The sequence below is a fragment of the Ralstonia sp. 22086 genome (assembly GCF_052045975.1).
Lineage (GTDB): Bacteria > Pseudomonadota > Gammaproteobacteria > Burkholderiales > Burkholderiaceae > Ralstonia > Ralstonia wenshanensis.
Genome location: NZ_JBQEPZ010000002.1, coordinates 640,313 through 655,855, shown reverse-complemented (window position 1 = coordinate 655,855; position 15,543 = coordinate 640,313). Strand labels below are relative to the sequence as shown.

Here is a 15,543-nt window from a genome sequence, read left to right as displayed (position 1 = left end):
GCCCTGCCGGCTGCGCCACGTTAACAGGTGACACCCATGTCGGATCACGTTGATCAACCCGCCGCGACAGATGCACGCGGCGCGCTGCTGCACATGCGCGGCATCTGCAAGAATTTTCCCGGCGTGCAGGCGCTGGCCGAAGTCGATTTCCGCTTGTTGCCCGGTGAGGTGCATGCCCTGATGGGGCAGAACGGCGCCGGCAAGTCGACGCTCATCAAGGTGCTGACTGGTGTTGAAGCGCCCGATGCCGGCGAGATCGTCCTCGGCGGTCAGCCCATCGCTCCAGGTTCTCCGCTGGAAGCGCAAAAGCTCGGTATCAGCACGGTGTATCAGGAGGTCAACCTCTGCCCGAACCTGACCGTGGCGGAGAACATCCACATCGGCCGCTTTCCGATGCGGCTGGGCAGCATCGACTGGCGCGCCACCAATCGGGCGGCGCAGGCATTGCTGGCTGATCTGAACATTCACATCGACGTGACGCTGCCGTTGTCGCTGTATCCGGTGGCCATTCAGCAGATGGTGGCGATTGCGCGCGCGCTATCGACCGAAGCCCGCATCCTGATCCTGGACGAGCCCACCTCGAGCCTGGACGACGACGAAGTGGCCAGGCTGTTTGCCGCCATCCGCACACTCAAGGCACGCGGCATGGCCGTGTTGTTCGTCACGCATTTTCTGGAGCAGACGTACGCGATTGCCGACCGCATTACCGTGCTGCGCAACGGCCGGTTGGAAGGCGAATACGCCGCGCGCGATCTGCCGCAACTGCAACTGATCAACAAGATGGTCGGGCGCGACATTGATGCGAGCCGCTTCGAGCGCACCGAGGTGCCGGCCGTGGACGATACCGCGCCGGCATTCCTCAGTGCGCGCGGCATGGGCCGTCGCGGCGTCGTGCAGCCGCTCGATCTGGATGTCCGCCCCGGGCAGGTGCTAGGGCTTGGCGGCCTGCTGGGCTCAGGCCGCACCGAGACCGCGCGGCTGCTGTTCGGCGTAGACCGCAACGACGCAGGCTCGATCAACGTGCAGGGCCAGTCGCACCAGTTCAGCTCGCCGCGTGACGCCATCCGCCAGGGCATCGGCTTCTGCCCGGAAGACCGCAAGACCGAGGGCATCATTGCCGAGCTGTCGATTCGCGAAAACATCATCCTCGCGCTGCAGGCCAAGCGTGGGCTGTTCCGCTATCTGCCCAAGAAGCGCCAGCGCGAGATTGCCGACCAGTACATCGCCCAGCTCGGCATCAAGACGCCCGACGCTGAAAAGCCCATCGGCCAACTCTCGGGCGGCAACCAGCAGAAGGCCGTGCTCGCGCGCTGGCTGGCGACCGACCCCGCCATGCTGATCCTGGATGAGCCCACGCGCGGCATCGACATTGCCGCCAAGCTCGACATCATGGACCTGGTGACCGCGCAGTGCCGCAAGGGCATGGCCATCCTGTTCATCTCCAGCGAGCTACCGGAGGTGCTGCGCGTAAGCCATCGGCTGGCCATCCTGCGCGATCGCAAGAAAGTGGGCGAGCTGGCCGGCGCCGATGTGACGGAAGACAACCTGTGCCACGTGATTGCAGGCGGCGACGTGCCCGCGAGCCAATCCAACACCCAGTCCAACACCCAGCCCACCACCACCGGAGGCGCCGCATGAACTCCGCTCGCCTGCGCGCACTCACCAGCCACCGATTGTTCTGGCCGTGCGTGACGCTACTCCTGCTGTGCCTGCTCAACGCGTGGTTCAACCCGCATTTCTTTCACCTCGACGTTCGTAATGGGCACCTGTACGGCAGCCTGATCGACATCCTCAACCGCGCAGCGCCGCTGATGCTCGTATCGCTTGGCATGACGCTGGTGATCGCCGTGGGTGGCATCGATATTTCGGTGGGCGCGGTGGTGGCCATTTCCGGCGCCATTGCGGCATCGCTCATCGGCGGCACGCTGGTCGTGCAGAACGGCCTGCCCGTCTACGTGACCAAGGTGCCGCTGCTGCTGGCGCTGCTGGCCGCCGTGGGCGCAGCGCTGGTGTGCGGCCTATGGAATGGCCTGCTGGTGGCGGGCGCGGGCATGCAACCCATCATTGCCACGCTGATCCTGATGGTGGCCGGTCGCGGCGTGGCGCAGCTCATCACCGGCGGGCAGATCATCACCGTCTACTACGAGCCGTTCTTCTTCGTGGGCAATGGCTATCTGTTCGGGCTGCCGTTCGGGCTGTACATCGCGGCCGCTGTGCTGGGCCTGCTGTTGCTGTTGATGCATCGCACGGCGCTGGGCCTGTTTATCGAGGCCGTCGGCATCAACCCCGTGGCCGCGCGGCTTGCCGGGCTGAACACCAAGGCACTGCTGTTTGGCATCTACGCGTTCTGCGGGGCCATGGCCGGTGTTGCAGGGCTCATCATCTGCTCCAACGTCAAGAGCGCGGACGGCAACAACGCCGGGCTGCTGCTGGAGCTTGACGCCATCCTGGCCGTCACGCTGGGCGGCACCTCGCTGGCAGGCGGCAAGTTCAGCCTGTGGGGCAGCGTGATCGGCGCGCTCATCATCCAGACGCTCACCTATGCGATCTACTCCATGGGCGTGCCACCCGAGATCAACCTCGTGGTGAAAGCCGTGGTGGTGTTTGCCGTGTGCCTGGCGCAATCGGAAGCGTTTCGCGGCATGTTCTTTCAACGCCAAAGCCGTGCAGGGGCGCAGTCATGAGAATCAATCCACGGCGCTTGCCGTTCTACGTCACGTTGTTCCTGTTTGCGCTGTTGTTCGGCTTCGGGTCCGTGACTTACACGGGCTTCTTCAGCGTGCAGGTGTTTCTCAATCTGCTGATCGACAACGCGTTCCTGATGGTTGTTGCCATTGGCATGACGTTCGTCATTCTGTCGGGCGGCATCGATCTGTCAGTGGGGGCGGTGGTGGCGCTGACCACCATGATCTCCGCCGCGCTGGTCGAACATCACGGCTGGTCGATTGGCGTGGTGGTGCCGCTCGTGCTGGCTGTCGGGTGCCTGTTCGGCTTGATGATGGGCGTACTGATCCAGGTGTTCCGCATCCAGCCGTTCATCGTCACGCTGGGCGGCATGTTCCTCGCGCGGGGGCTGTGCTACCTCATCAGCATTGATTCGATCAGCATTACCGACCCGATCTACACCACGCTGTCGCAATACAAGATCCAGGTGGGCGGGGGCAACTACGTGTCGCCCAGCGTGGTGATTGCGCTGGTGGTGTTTGCCGCTGCGGCGTGGCTCGCACATTGCAGCCGCTTCGGGCGCACGGTCTATGCGCTGGGCGGCAATGAACGCTCTGCCTTGCTGATGGGCTTGCCGGTGGCGCGCACGCGCATCCTCGTCTATGTGCTCAGCGGTTTCTGCTCGGCATTGGGCGGCGTGCTGGTCACGTTCTACATGCTCTCCGGCTACGGCCTGCACGCGCAGGGCATGGAGCTGGATGCCATTGCCGCCACCGTGGTCGGCGGCACGTTGCTCACCGGCGGTGTGGGGCTCATCAGCGGCAGTGTGGTGGGCGTGCTGTTGCTGGGCGTCATCCAGTCGTTGATCACCTTTGACGGCACACTCAGCTCTTGGTGGGCACGCATTGCCATCGGGGTGTTGCTGTGCGTGTTCTGCCTCATGCAGCGTTTCCTGGGCCGCGTGCAACGGGGGGCGTCATTGCCGCCGTCCAGCCCGCACAGGCCGGCGCAGCGGTCAAACGAACCGGCCAAGGACACGCCTGCCTCGGCCATGCTCATGCAGTCGCACGCCGTGCCACCGTTCAACTAGGCGCACGCATTCTTCCTGCTCGAAGTCGGCCCGTCGCTCGGGCGGGCCGGCCCTCGGATGTCTCCCCTCACGCACTCGACTCGGCAATGCATGCACCGGTGCAGGGCGCGATGTGGGCGCTTTGCCTCACGCACTTAAGGTATTTCGCGGCCTACCGATATGCAGATGTAGAACATCCATAAATCCGGGGCACGTGCCTCCGGATAAACAAGTCGGGGGGAAATCATGCCGTCTATCGTGCATTCGGTGCGCTTCAAGTTGCTCGGGGCGTTTGGTCTGTGTCTGGCGCTGCTGCTCGCCACCGGTGTGTTTGGGGTGCGGGGCCTGATGCGCCTGAACGCCAACATCAACGCTGCATATACCAGCAACACGCTGCCCATCGCGCAGCTTGCGGAGCTTCGGACGGCCCAGTTGGATATACGCCTGCAACTGCGTCGCGCGCAGGTCTTTACCGACGATGCCGCGCAAGTTGCAGCGGCCGTGCGCACCATCCGCACGGATCTGGACCAGATCAACGGCGCATGGAAGCAGTACTACCCCGCCAGCGTGACGAGCGAACAGGAACGTGATGTCGCCAGCAAGGTCAACGATGCCCTGCCGCAATTCAACACAGCCACGAACGAAGCGATTGAAGCGCTGCAGGCGGGCCAGCACGACGTGGCCGCGCAGATCATCAACCGCCACGCCCGTTCTGGCCAAGCGGTGAGCGATTTGCTCGCGAAGGACATTGCCATCAACCTGGAGCAGGCCAAACTGTCCGTCGACGATAGCGAAGCCACCTACCACTCCATCTTCAGCATGGCCGTTGTGCTGGTGTGCGCAGGGTTTGCGGTGGGTGTGGGCATGTGCTGGTATCTGCTGCGCGCAATCTCTCGCCCGCTCAGCCGCGCCGTGGACGTTGCCAACCACATTGCCGGTGGGCAATTGGAAAACAACATCGTGATCGACACGCAAGGCGAGTTTGGTGAGCTGCTCGCCGCACTGCGCACAATGGATCGGCAGTTGACCGAGACGGTGCGTGGCATCAAGGTATCGGCCGAATCCGTGACAGTGGCGTCCAAGGAGATTGCGGCCGGCAACATTGATTTGTCTGCCCGCACAGAACAGCAGGCCGCATCGCTGGAGGAAACCGCGTCGAGCATGACGCAGTTGACCGAGACCGTGAAACAGAACGCCGAGAACGCCGCTCAGGCCGACAGCCTTGCCTCCAGCGCCAGCACCATCGCGCAGGCAGGCTACGAGGCCGTGCAGGCCATGGTCGGCACGATTGACCAGATCAGCACCAGCTCGGGCAAGATTTCCGAGATCACGGGGTTGATCGAGGGCATCGCCTTCCAGACCAACATCCTCGCGTTGAATGCCGCTGTGGAAGCCGCGCGCGCCGGCGAGCAGGGCAGGGGCTTTGCCGTCGTCGCTAGCGAGGTGCGCACGCTTGCGCAACGCTCGGCCTCCGCCGCCAAGGAAATCAAGGGATTGATTGGCGACTCCGTTGCCGTGGTGCAGGCGGGCTCGCAACAGGCGGCTGCGGTGGGCGAGACCATGAGCGAAGTGAAGGATGCCATCCGCCGCGTGTCGGAGATCGTGGCCGAGATTGCCGCCGCCTCTGCCGAGCAAAGCCGGGGTATCGAGCAGGTCAACCAGGCCGTCACGCAGATGGACGAAGTCACACAGCAGAACGCCGCGTTGGTCGAGCAGGCCGCCGCAGCAGCGCAATCGCTGGAAGAGCAGGCGACGACGCTGCGCCGCGCGGTGTCGGTATTCCGTCTGTCAGATGGAGCCAGCCGGCCCGCGTTTGCCTGAGCACTGGCGACAAGCCCTTTAGGCGCTGCCCGCCGCAGCACCGCCGCGCCTTGAAAAGGTTGTTTCGTGCAACTATATTGGTTGCGCGAAACAACTAATCGAGGCCGGTATGGACTTCATTGAAGCGCCCACGCAATCACGCGAGCAGACCATCCGCGAGCTGCGGGAGATTTCGCGCAAGCTCGTTCGCGAACTCGGCTTCATGCGCAACACGCTGGCTGAGAGCGACCTGCCGCCGTCTGCCGTGCACGCGATTCTTGAGATTGCCGGCACGCCCGGCATCCAGGCACGCGACCTGGCCGAACGCCTGCGGCTGGACAAATCCAGCACCAGCCGCCAGGTCACCCGGCTCGAATCCGCCGGGCTGGTCGAACGCCGCACCTGCGCAGACGACGCCCGATCTTCCGAGCTGCACCTCACCAAAGACGGCCAGCAACTGCGGCGCAAGATCGACACCTTTGCCTCCGGGCAGGTTTCCAATGCGCTGCGCCACCTGACCCCGGCAGATCAGCAACGGCTGGTTGCATCGCTGTCGCAATACGTCAGCGCGCTGGCCGATGACAACGACCACAAGCCCGAGCAAGCCGCCGCCGATGCCGGCCCCCGGATCGTGCAAGGCTACGTGCCCGGCTGCATTGGGGACATCGCCAGCCTGCATGGCCGGTTCTATGCGCAGCACTGGGGCTTTGGCGTGTTCTTCGAGCGCCGCGTCGCCAAGGAACTGGCCGACTTTGCGCAAACCTTGCCTGACGCCAACAAGGCACTTTGGCTGTGCGTGGAAAACGGCCGCAGCCTTGCATCCCTCGCCATTGACGGAAACGCGGACACGCGCGTTGCACACCTGCGCTGGTTCATCGTGGATGATTCACTGCGGGGCACCGGCATTGGCCGTAAGCTCATGTCGCAAGCCATGCGCTTTGTCGACGAGCGCTTTGACGAGACCTACCTCAATACCTTCAAAGGCTTGGACGCAGCCCGCCACCTGTACGAATCGTTCGGCTTTCAACTCACGCAGGAAGAGGCCGGCACGCAGTGGGGCAGCACCGTAACCGAACAGCAATTCCGCCGCCGCAAACCGGGCTGACGTAGCGTCACCCCCGGGTGCACAAGGAGACAACACGTGACATCGCAACTCAACCTGGACGCCTACTTCAACCGCATCCAATGGGGCGGCAGCACCCGGCCCAACTACGACACGCTCGCGCAGTTGGTGCACGCGCACATGCGGCACATTCCGTTTGAAAACCTCGACGTGCTGCTCGGGCGCGGCATCCGCATCGACCTGGAAAGCCTGCAGAACAAGCTTGTTCACGCACGCCGCGGTGGCTACTGCTTTGAACACGCCACCTTGTTTGCAGCCGTGCTGGAGCAGCTTGGCTTTCAGCCGACCCGCCACTCGTCGCGCGTGGTCCTGCTTTTCCCGCGCACGGAGGCACCGCGCACGCACATGTTTCTGACGGTGCCGCTGCCCGAAGGCACCTTCGTCGTCGATCCCGGCTTTGGCTCGCTGGCCCCGCGTGTGCCTGTGCCCCTGGATGGCACGCAAGCCAACGTCGATGGCGAGTTGCACTGGATGGTGCGCGACAAAGACCATTGGACACTCCGCGCCCAGGTGCGCAGTGACACACCCGTCGATGCCTGGGTCACCACGCTAGAGCAGGACTACCCCATCGATTTTGAAATGGCGAACCACTACACGAGCACGTATCCGACGTCGCCGTTCATGAACCGCATCCTGATGCGCTCGTTGACCGACGAAGGGCGCGTGACGGTGATGAATCGGGATGCCACGATCTGGCGCGGGAATACGCCGCACAGGTTTGAACTGGAAGACCGGCGCGCATTGCGTGGGCTCTTGGCTGAGTACTTTGGGATTGACTTGCCGGAGGTGGAGGGGATGCGGGTGCCGGGGGTGGAGGGGTGGAATTGAAACTGCATCATTGGCATCCGGATTTCCCGCTGCACTGATGGCTTGTTGGAGTCCGTCGTTACCTGCATAACGGGCTACTGTTCCCTGCGAAAAAATTCGGTCTCCGCTAGCGCCCCCGCCCGTCGCGGGTTCGCTTGTACTGCTGTTTTAGTTATTTCTTCTTGCGGTTCACGCGGTCCAGCACTTGCAGCACTTCCCACCGGTACAGGTCAACTGTCACGCCATCGAGCGTGGTCAGCATGTAGGCCCCAATCGCGTCCATGAACCCGGCCTGGTAATCGAGGGCCTTGTCCTTGACGTGGAACTGATATTGAAAACGCAGCGTATGGGGCTCGAACTGCCGGTGCATCTTCATGTGCATCTGCGCCTGCCGCAGATAATCCTGCGCGCTCAGGGCGCCTTGTGCATACAGGATCGGGTTGTCGATGCTCATCGGGCACCTCCGGACGGAGGACGTTGCGCGATGCAGGTGGAGCAGGAATTTGCGGGGCGATGCCCGCATGGGATGGGTACGGCTTGGGTCGGTTGATCCATTGTCTTGCCTCTGGTTGAGTGAGGAGCCACCCACCGGTGAGGGTGGGCGGGCACACGACAAGGTCTGCAATACCGATCAGAAATACCAAAGAACCGGCAGGGCCGAAGCCCTCCCTGCCGGGCCCGCCCATAGGGACGAACGACGGCACGCGAGGGCTATAACGGCACTCACGGGTATTTCTGTTTCGGGATTGCAGTCCCGGCTGCGCTTGGTTTGCGCGAGCGGGACAGAGTTTAGGGGTGGCGAGCAGCGGCGGCAAGTTGCGGTTTGTCTCGGCGGCCAAATCAGAGCGCATTCGTGGAGTCCAGAACGCCGTGCGTCGGGTTCCGAACTCGAATTGCCGAGTTCCGAACCTCAAATGCCGAGCAAAAAGCCTGACACGCCTGGTTCCGAGCCTCAACCGTCAAGTCCAGAACACCAATGGCCGAGTTCAGAACCTCAATCGCCGATATCAGACCCTCGACCGTGCTCAAAAAAGCAGCATGTGTTGCTGAAAAAAGCAGCAAAGGCGAGGCAAAAAGAGTCACGCGTCGAGTTCAGAACCCCATGCGTGGGGTTCGGAGCGTGGTGCGTCGAGGTCAAAGGTCCGATCTGTTGCTGCAAAAAGCAGCAGCGGCGGGGCAAAAAGCCCCACGGGTGGGGCTTGGAGGGCGGCGAGCGGGGGATTAAGCCCCAATGAGCAAAAAAAGGCGCGCCGTCTGGCACGCCCATCGTGACCGATCCGCCGGTTTCCGCGCGCCGTCTTGGCAGCATGCGGACCGGCCGGATTGCGCTTCGCGTTCGCGCTTAGTTGTACGTGTACACCATGCTCTTCAGGCTGTTGTCGAGCATGCGGTAGTTGAACAGTACCGAGCGCGTGCCCGAGCTGGTCAGCGCCGGCACTTGCTGCGAGTTCGGCAGGCTGATGACCGCCGACGTTGCACCCCGGGCCACGTTGGTTGATGCACTGTAGGTGCCCTTCGTATCCACCGTGACAGCAGCGCTGCCAATCTGCTGGGCCGACGGGTTCTGTGCCCAATCCACTGTCAACGAAGACAGCGCACCGTTGGTGGCACTGTTGGACGGGTTCAGATCCGCCAGCGTCTGGCTGCCTGCGGTATTCCACGGCAGGTTCACGGCTTGCGTCGCCTGCACCAGATCGGTCAGCAGTGTCTTGTGATAGACGCGGTCGGGCGTGGTTTGCGAGCCGTAGAACAGTTCGATCTGATACCGCGCGTTCTTCACGACGGGGTTCGGATCGAGGCTGTCCGACGCCTGCGCCCAGACCGGATTGCTGAAGTCGCTACGCGGCGCTGCCAGTGTGGTCGCTGCCGAGCCAGTCAGGCCGACCGTACGCGCGAACCAGAAGTTCGGGCAGTTATAGGTGGCCGTACCGCCGTTGCTGCAACGGGTGGTGGCCGGAACCGTACCGAACTTGTTGCTCACATCCATGTACACCTGCGTCGGCTCGTTGCTGTCGCCCGTGGGGGCGATGTAGACGAGACCACTGGTCGGCAGGCCCGGCCCAGTCACGCGCGCAAAGCTCAGGCTGCCGTTGCCGTTGACGCTGCCCGGGCCCTTGGCGTTGATCCAGAACTGGATGCCCGTCTGGAAGTGGCTGTAGCTGTTGCTGTTGGCGCTGGTGCCCGCAAAGTTCGGGTTGACCTGCTCGACACGGCGAACCTGCAGACGGTCGCTGACTTCCACCGGTTGCTGATTGCCCACGACCCACCAGTTGGACGGGTGAGCAGCCGACGTGCCCGACGCGATGTAGCGCACCAGTACGATGATGTTGCCAGGGTTGCCGCTGGCATCCACGAACTTGGTGTTCAGGATGGCCGTGTCGTAGGTGGGGGACGACGGCGAGCCAGCCGGATAGAACGCCATGACTTCCGGCACGCTGAACTTGGCGCCGGTCATGCTATCGCTCATCAGGTAGCCGAGGAACAACTGCCCGAACGCGTAGCCGTTGTGCAGGAAGGCGATGCCGCCAGCGTTGCTGGTGTCCGATGCAATGTTCTGGCAGGCCGGCGCCATCGACGTCACCTTCGGGCCGCCTTGCGTAGCGGGCACGGTGAAGTCTGTCCCGAGCACGCGCTGCGAGGCCGGCAGTGCAAAGCAGGCGGTCAGCGCATTTGCCAGCGCTTGCGCGCCTTGCGGCAGGCTCGAAACGTTCGCAGCGGGCGCGGGCAGCGCCGAGCCGCCGCTGGTGGCGGTGGCCAGCGGCACGGGCGTGCCGTCCACCGTACCCAGTCGCAGTTGGCCGGTAGCCGGGTCCTTCGACACGGTCACCACGTCCAGGATCTGGTCGGCCGTGTTGCCGACGCCAGACGCCGTGGCGGCGGAAATGCTGGTGGCAAACGGGTCGTAGTTGGCCGGCGCACCGATGGCGCTCAGCACCGACGACAGTTGCGCCACGACATTCGCAGTGACGGCCTTGAGGGCGTTCGCATCGACCGTCTTGGCATTGACGAGCGTGAGCGGATTTCCGTCCGACGCCAGTTGCGCCAGGATGGCAGTCGTCAGCGGGGTGGCATTGAGCGTGAGCGGCGTGCCTGCGGGCGGCGTGGTCGTCGTCACGCTGACCAGCGGCGCGGTATTGCCGGTCGGGTCGGTCACGACCACGAAGAACGGTGCCGTCTCGCCGGATTTGAGCGTGCAGGTGTACGTGCCCAGAGCGCTGGTGGTGATGGCCGTTTCAACGCACGGCGAATTGCCGGTGCTATCGGTCACGACAACGTTGGCGTTGGCAAGCGCGCTACCGGTGGCAGCGGTGCCGGTGAGCGTGGCGGCTGCGGGCGTGGCGGTGCTTGTGCCGCCCGAAGCGGCGCCATCCGAGCCGCCGCCGCAACCAGCAACCAGCGTGACTGCGGCCAATGCAATGGCCGTCGCGGCCGAACTCATTTGCCAGATACTCTTGGCGTACCGTGCTTTCATCAAAACCCCCCTGTTTTGTTTTTCAAGACGTTGCGCACATAACCGTTCTCGATAAATAGAAGAGCGTTATGCGGCAACCTCTGTATGCGCGCGGGCGAATGCGCTGGCGCAAGCGGATGCTAAGAAAAAACCTGGGGGGAATCTATCCCTACATCGTGGGATAACCGTTTGGTTAGGTTGCCGTCTCGCATATTTCATATGCGTGAAACAAGCGACCCGCATGGCTTGACTGTCTTAACGTCGAACCCCGCCAAATCGTCTGTCGACACTTTAACCATCCGGGGCGGTCGTCCCAGTTAATGGTTAATCAGGCTCACCCGGGATATTTGTGAAATGCAGGCATCTGACTGAGGCGTGGCACGTCGCTTGTACTTGCTAAAGCCCGAGCGCCTTGACAAACCGGTCGACGTGAACCGACCAGAGCTTGCCGCCGTAGTACATCAGAAGATGGCCATCGTGCCCTGGCAGTTCAGCGGCATGGACGAATTCTGTCGGACTTCCTCCGGCGGCGAAGGCACGGTACCAGTCACCGGGAGCGTCAGGACCCCAGTACTGATCGTTCTTGGCGTAGAGCCACAAGCCGGGAATCTTCGCAGTCTTGCCCAGTTCGCCTATGACTTCGCGTAGTTGTTCCTGGTCGCAACTGTGACCGGGTGCGCGGTCCGGCCAACCAGCCGCACCTCCAGCAAAGTTGATGTACCCGATAACGCCTGGCGGTTGGGCCGCGACTGTCGCGATCGCGGCAAAACCGCCTACGGATTGACCCTCAAGAAGAATCCGGTCTTTATCGACCCAAGGCTGCGCACGTGTCCATGCCAATGCAGTCAGGGTGATATCTCGCGTGACCTTCGCAAGATGCGGGAAGTCGGGTTTGCTGGTACAGACTCCCGTGGCATTGATGAAGGCGCCAGAGGCTTCCAGGTCAGGGCCTCCCGTCGCGCCATACCCGACACGAATCGGAGCAACGACGGCGATGCCCTTTGCAAGCCAATATCGGACATGCCCTTTCGGGATGGGGTGCTTCAAATTGGCGCGATCCAAACGGTCTGCCGTGCGGCCATGAGAAAAGATCAATGTCGGGAACGGACCGATACCCGCTGGTTTGTAGACTTCGGCGCGCATATCGATATCACCGCCAAAAGTGCCTGCATCGGGAACCGTAATGGAGACGATCTCCGGTTCGATAGAACCCGAGATCGGTGCAGTGGCTTGTGCGAGGGCTTCTGCGGCTTCTGCCGGAACGCTCAAGAACACGCTATGCCCAATCAGGGTGGCAAAAAAGCAAGCCATCAGAATGGCTTTGGTCACGATGGGCTGTTTGCATGCGTTCGTCTCCAGCGAGGCAACCAAACGGCGAATGGGCGACAGCTTCCTCGAAGCATGGGTAATGGACATGGACGTGACGGATGTCGATTGGCGAAACGGGCCTTGCAGAGGCGCAGGTATATGGCAGAAGGAATGCGCTGTGTGGGCGGACAGGCGTAGTGCTGTGGGAAAAAGCAGACGTGTACAGCCTAACTGTTCACGTAATCTTTGAAATACCTTCGTATATTTTCCCGGTTCGCCATCAGGAAAGCTCTCCCTCTTCTTGTCTACCCCGGCCGCACTCCATTTGCGCCCATAAAGCCAACGGCACTACTCCGTCAGTCTCCCTCTGGCTATCGGCCGTTTTGGACTGCGCTGCGAATTGCTCGAATCCGCTCCGCCTGCCATGCCGCCAACGCAGTGCTCGCTTCGGCTTCTTCTTCCTTGGTCGCCTTCCGGGTTTTATAGGGCGACAAACTGGCAGACAAAATCGGCGCGCCGTTATGTATGTCCTGAGCGAGCCAGCTCAGGTAATCCCGACCCGCATCGCGATACCGTTGAACTTCCGCCGTGGTCAGCCGAATCATGAAGCTGTAGCCAAAAGCGCCATGGTTGCAATTGGCATCCAAATACAGCTCGCCATCCGCTTCAAATAAAAACCAGCTCTGCGGTTCGTGGTCCAGCACCTGCATCAACGCCTCCGAGCGCGTAGTGGATTGTGTGAGTGGTTGCGAGCGATGGTGAGATATGCCATGACGTATGTGCAGGCTTCGCATATGCGATCGCACTTTCGCATGATCGTGCTGGACGCTGCAATCGGCCGCCTAGCATGCAAGCGTTATTGACCATAGCTGCCCGCCATGCCGATTCCATCGAAGATCAGCGGACCGAGCGTCCAGACACACATCAGTAGCAACGACGCGCCGGGCTCGTCGCCGATAAAGCCGCCGCAACCGCAGGGGCCGCAGCGCACCGCGCGTACATCGCAAGGGCAACTAGGGGCGTTGTCCGCGCGCGGCAACAAGCGCGCACATGCATCCGGCGGTGATGGTGCCGCTGCAAAACCTCAAGCCAAGCACCGCCGCTCGGAACTTCCCCGCGCACAGGGGGACGCCGACTCGCGCATGGAGCGCATCATGCAGATGCAGGCCGACACCATGATCCGCAGCGCGGAGATGCAGAACGTGCTGAACCGCGCCAACGCGCAGGCCAAGCTGATGGAAGAGGGCAGCAAGGCGGCAAAGGATCTGATCAACTAGCGCCTACGTGCCGGCTAGGCGTGCTTGGCGCGCGCACGATGTCGCTCAAATCCAGCCATATGTCGCGGGTTTCACACCCGTCAGCGGTGGCCGATTTCATTGAACGGGCAGCCAATCAAGCCCAGCGCTAACTGCCTTGGGCGGCGAAATCTCTGCCTCCGCCACCGCGGGCGGAGGCTCACTCTGTCAGTCCAACCAGCTCCGAATCGTGGATGCCATGACATTGGTGGAAATGCCGTAGCGGTCGTGCAGCGTCGGGAGAGCCCCTGCATCCAGAAACGCGTCCGGCAGCCCAACCTGGCGGAACGGCACGCTCACGCCGGCGCGCATCAGGGTGCCGGCAACCGCCTCGCCCAAGCCGCCGATCACGGTGTGGTTCTCGGCCACCACCACGAGCCGGCCCGAGCGCCGTGCCTCGCGCAGGATCGTCTCGGTGTCGAGCGGCTTGATCGTCGGCACGTGCAGCACGCCCACACCAATGCCGTCACCCTGCAACGCCTTGGCAACTTCCAGAGCGCGCATCGTCATGATGCCCGACGAGATGACGAGCACTTCGGCGCCGTCGCGCAGCAGCTTGGCCTTGCCCAGTTCGAACTGATAGCCGTATTCGTCGAGCACCACGGGCACGTTGCCGCGCAGCAGACGCGCATAGACAGGCCCTTCATGCGCCGAAATGGCCGGCACCATCTGCGCGATCTCCAGCGCGTCGCATGGGTCGATGACGGTCATGTTGGGCATGGCGCGCATCAGTGCCAGGTCTTCGGCGGCTTGGTGGCTCGGCCCATAGCCGGTGGTCAGGCCGGGCAGCGCGCAGACGATCTTCACATCGAGGTTGTCTTCGGCAATCGTCTGGTGCATGAAGTCGTAGGCACGACGGGTGGCGAAGACGGCATAGGTGGTCACGAACGGTTGCGCACCTTCGTTGGCCAGGCCGGCAGCAGCGCCCATGAGCAGTTGCTCGGCCATGCCCATCTGGTAGTAGCGGTCGGGGAATTCCTTGGCGAAGATGTGCAGATCGGTGTACTTGCCAAGGTCTGCCGTCATGCCGACGACGTTCGGCTTCATGCGCGCCAGCTCGGCAAGCGCGTGGCCGAACGGCGCCGGGCGTGTCGCCTGCCCCTCACCCGCAATGGAGGCAATCATTGCGGAGGTCTTCAGCTTGGGCTTGTTGATGACGGTGTTGCTCATGCGGTCCTCCCGGCTTCCAGTGCTTGCAGCGCGAGCTGCCATTCGTGCGCGTCAACGCGGATGAAGTGATTCTTTTCGCGCTGCTCCAGGAACGGAACACCGCAACCCATGCGGGTATCGCAGATGATCATGCGCGGCTGCGCACCCTTGTGTGCGCGCGCTGCGTCAAACGCGGCCTTCACCGCGTCGATGTTGTTGCCATCCACGCGCTGGGTGAACCAGCCGAACGCTTCAAGCTTCGGCAGCAACGGCTCGAACGCCATGATCTGCGTCGACGGGCCGTCGGCCTGCTGGTTGTTCACGTCCACCACGGCGATGAGGTTGTCCAGCTTCCAGTGCGCGGCGGACAGCAGACCCTCCCACACGGCACCTTCATCCAGCTCGCCGTCTGAGAACAGCGTGTAGACGAACGCGTCGGAGCCCTTGCGTTTGAGCCCGAGGCAGCGGCCGACAGCAATCGTGAGCCCCTGACCGAGCGAGCCGCCGGACATCTCCATGCCGGGCGTATAGCTGGCCATGCCAGACATCGGCAGGCGGCTGTCGTCACTGCCGTATGTCTCCAGCTCTTCGGCGGGCAGGATGCCGGCTTCGAGCAAGGCGGCGTAGAGCGCGATCGCATAGTGGCCGTTGGAGAGCAGGAAGCGGTCGCGGCCTTCCCAGTCGGGGTCTTCGGGTCGATAGCGCATGGCGCCGAAGTAGGTGACGGCCAGCACGTCGGCAATGTCGAGCGCTTGCCCGATATAGCCCTGGCCCTGCACTTCGCCCATCAGCAGGGCGTTGCGGCGGATCCGGTAAGCGCGCTCGGCCAGGGGCAGGGCGTCGGTTGGGGGCAATGATGTGGAAGTCATGATGGTTC

Annotated in this window: 13 protein-coding genes; 7 read left to right on the top strand and 6 right to left on the bottom strand. The window is 62.8% G+C overall.

Features of this window, described 5'->3' with window-relative positions; genetic code table 11:
- The first annotated feature begins 36 nt into the window (after positions 1 to 36).
- From ACTJK6_RS11970 to ACTJK6_RS11945, 6 genes are all read left to right on the top strand, one after another.
- Positions 37 to 1,638 (top strand): sugar ABC transporter ATP-binding protein, encoded by a 1,602-nt coding sequence (locus ACTJK6_RS11970; protein ID WP_440839127.1) that lies wholly within the window; start codon positions 37 to 39, stop codon positions 1,636 to 1,638.
- The gene (locus ACTJK6_RS11965) at positions 1,635 to 2,684 is read left to right on the top strand and encodes an ABC transporter permease (protein ID WP_322019045.1); all 1,050 of its coding nucleotides are present in this window, start codon (positions 1,635 to 1,637) and stop codon (positions 2,682 to 2,684) included. Before ACTJK6_RS11970 ends, ACTJK6_RS11965 begins: the two co-directional genes overlap by 4 nt.
- Positions 2,681 to 3,754: a galactofuranose ABC transporter, permease protein YjfF gene (gene yjfF / locus ACTJK6_RS11960; RefSeq protein ID WP_232039898.1), complete on the top strand. Its 1,074-nt coding sequence runs from the start codon at positions 2,681 to 2,683 to the stop codon at positions 3,752 to 3,754. The genes ACTJK6_RS11965 and yjfF overlap by 4 nt, the downstream gene beginning before the upstream one ends.
- A 225-nt stretch (positions 3,755 to 3,979) precedes the next feature.
- The gene (locus ACTJK6_RS11955; RefSeq protein WP_440839125.1) at positions 3,980 to 5,554 is read left to right on the top strand and encodes a methyl-accepting chemotaxis protein; all 1,575 of its coding nucleotides are present in this window, start codon (positions 3,980 to 3,982) and stop codon (positions 5,552 to 5,554) included.
- Positions 5,555 to 5,663: 109 nt separating this feature from the next.
- Complete coding sequence (locus tag ACTJK6_RS11950) at positions 5,664 to 6,638, top strand: helix-turn-helix domain-containing GNAT family N-acetyltransferase (RefSeq protein WP_440839124.1); 975 nt, start codon at positions 5,664 to 5,666, stop codon at positions 6,636 to 6,638.
- Positions 6,639 to 6,674: 36 nt separating this feature from the next.
- On the top strand, positions 6,675 to 7,484 hold the full coding sequence (locus ACTJK6_RS11945) for an arylamine N-acetyltransferase family protein (protein ID WP_414561797.1): 810 nt from the start codon (positions 6,675 to 6,677) through the stop codon (positions 7,482 to 7,484).
- Positions 7,485 to 7,635: 151 nt separating this feature from the next.
- On the opposite strand, the gene ACTJK6_RS11940 is transcribed toward ACTJK6_RS11945, so the two are convergent.
- From ACTJK6_RS11940 to ACTJK6_RS11925, 4 genes are all read right to left on the bottom strand, one after another.
- Complete coding sequence (locus ACTJK6_RS11940; protein ID WP_322019040.1) at positions 7,636 to 7,917, bottom strand: hypothetical protein; 282 nt, start codon at positions 7,915 to 7,917, stop codon at positions 7,636 to 7,638.
- An 888-nt stretch (positions 7,918 to 8,805) separates the two neighbouring features.
- A complete protein-coding gene (locus ACTJK6_RS11935; RefSeq protein ID WP_440839123.1) occupies positions 8,806 to 10,935 on the bottom strand; it encodes a hypothetical protein in 2,130 nt (709 codons plus the stop codon).
- A gap of 375 nt (positions 10,936 to 11,310) precedes the next feature.
- Positions 11,311 to 12,330 carry a dienelactone hydrolase family protein gene (locus ACTJK6_RS11930; protein ID WP_440839121.1) on the bottom strand — a complete coding sequence of 340 codons (1,020 nt, stop codon included), beginning with the start codon at positions 12,328 to 12,330 and terminating at the stop codon, positions 11,311 to 11,313.
- A 263-nt stretch (positions 12,331 to 12,593) separates the two neighbouring features.
- A complete protein-coding gene (locus tag ACTJK6_RS11925; protein ID WP_433867836.1) occupies positions 12,594 to 12,932 on the bottom strand; it encodes a hypothetical protein in 339 nt (112 codons plus the stop codon).
- A gap of 168 nt (positions 12,933 to 13,100) precedes the next feature.
- Here ACTJK6_RS11925 and ACTJK6_RS11920 point away from each other — a divergent pair, with 168 nt between their 5' ends.
- Complete coding sequence (locus ACTJK6_RS11920) at positions 13,101 to 13,499, top strand: hypothetical protein (RefSeq protein WP_440839120.1); 399 nt, start codon at positions 13,101 to 13,103, stop codon at positions 13,497 to 13,499.
- 186 nt (positions 13,500 to 13,685) lie between these two features.
- Here the strand turns inward: ACTJK6_RS11920 and ACTJK6_RS11915 are convergent, their stop codons facing one another.
- Together ACTJK6_RS11915 and ACTJK6_RS11910 are read right to left on the bottom strand one after the other, a co-directional pair.
- Positions 13,686 to 14,687 carry a transketolase family protein gene (locus tag ACTJK6_RS11915; protein WP_440839119.1) on the bottom strand — a complete coding sequence of 334 codons (1,002 nt, stop codon included), beginning with the start codon at positions 14,685 to 14,687 and terminating at the stop codon, positions 13,686 to 13,688.
- Positions 14,684 to 15,535 carry a transketolase gene (locus ACTJK6_RS11910; RefSeq protein WP_440839118.1) on the bottom strand — a complete coding sequence of 284 codons (852 nt, stop codon included), beginning with the start codon at positions 15,533 to 15,535 and terminating at the stop codon, positions 14,684 to 14,686. Before ACTJK6_RS11910 ends, ACTJK6_RS11915 begins: the two co-directional genes overlap by 4 nt.
- Between the last annotated feature and the right edge of the window lie 8 nt (positions 15,536 to 15,543).

Bases quoted from the DNA above. Each gene is read 5' to 3' on its own strand.
- ACTJK6_RS11955 (WP_440839125.1), top strand. From the start codon at position 3,980: ATGCCGTCTATCGTGCATTCGGTGCGCTTCAAGTTGCTCGGGGCGTTT.
- yjfF (WP_232039898.1), top strand. From the start codon at position 2,681: ATGAGAATCAATCCACGGCGCTTGCCGTTCTACGTCACGTTGTTCCTG.
- ACTJK6_RS11970 (WP_440839127.1), top strand. From the start codon at position 37: ATGTCGGATCACGTTGATCAACCCGCCGCGACAGATGCACGCGGCGCG.
- ACTJK6_RS11930 (WP_440839121.1), bottom strand. From the start codon at position 12,330: ATGTCCATTACCCATGCTTCGAGGAAGCTGTCGCCCATTCGCCGTTTG.
- ACTJK6_RS11925 (WP_433867836.1), bottom strand. From the start codon at position 12,932: ATGCAGGTGCTGGACCACGAACCGCAGAGCTGGTTTTTATTTGAAGCG.
- ACTJK6_RS11940 (WP_322019040.1), bottom strand. From the start codon at position 7,917: ATGAGCATCGACAACCCGATCCTGTATGCACAAGGCGCCCTGAGCGCG.
- ACTJK6_RS11920 (WP_440839120.1), top strand. From the start codon at position 13,101: ATGCCGATTCCATCGAAGATCAGCGGACCGAGCGTCCAGACACACATC.
- ACTJK6_RS11935 (WP_440839123.1), bottom strand. From the start codon at position 10,935: ATGAAAGCACGGTACGCCAAGAGTATCTGGCAAATGAGTTCGGCCGCG.
- ACTJK6_RS11910 (WP_440839118.1), bottom strand. From the start codon at position 15,535: ATGACTTCCACATCATTGCCCCCAACCGACGCCCTGCCCCTGGCCGAG.
- ACTJK6_RS11965 (WP_322019045.1), top strand. From the start codon at position 1,635: ATGAACTCCGCTCGCCTGCGCGCACTCACCAGCCACCGATTGTTCTGG.
- ACTJK6_RS11915 (WP_440839119.1), bottom strand. From the start codon at position 14,687: ATGAGCAACACCGTCATCAACAAGCCCAAGCTGAAGACCTCCGCAATG.
- ACTJK6_RS11950 (WP_440839124.1), top strand. From the start codon at position 5,664: ATGGACTTCATTGAAGCGCCCACGCAATCACGCGAGCAGACCATCCGC.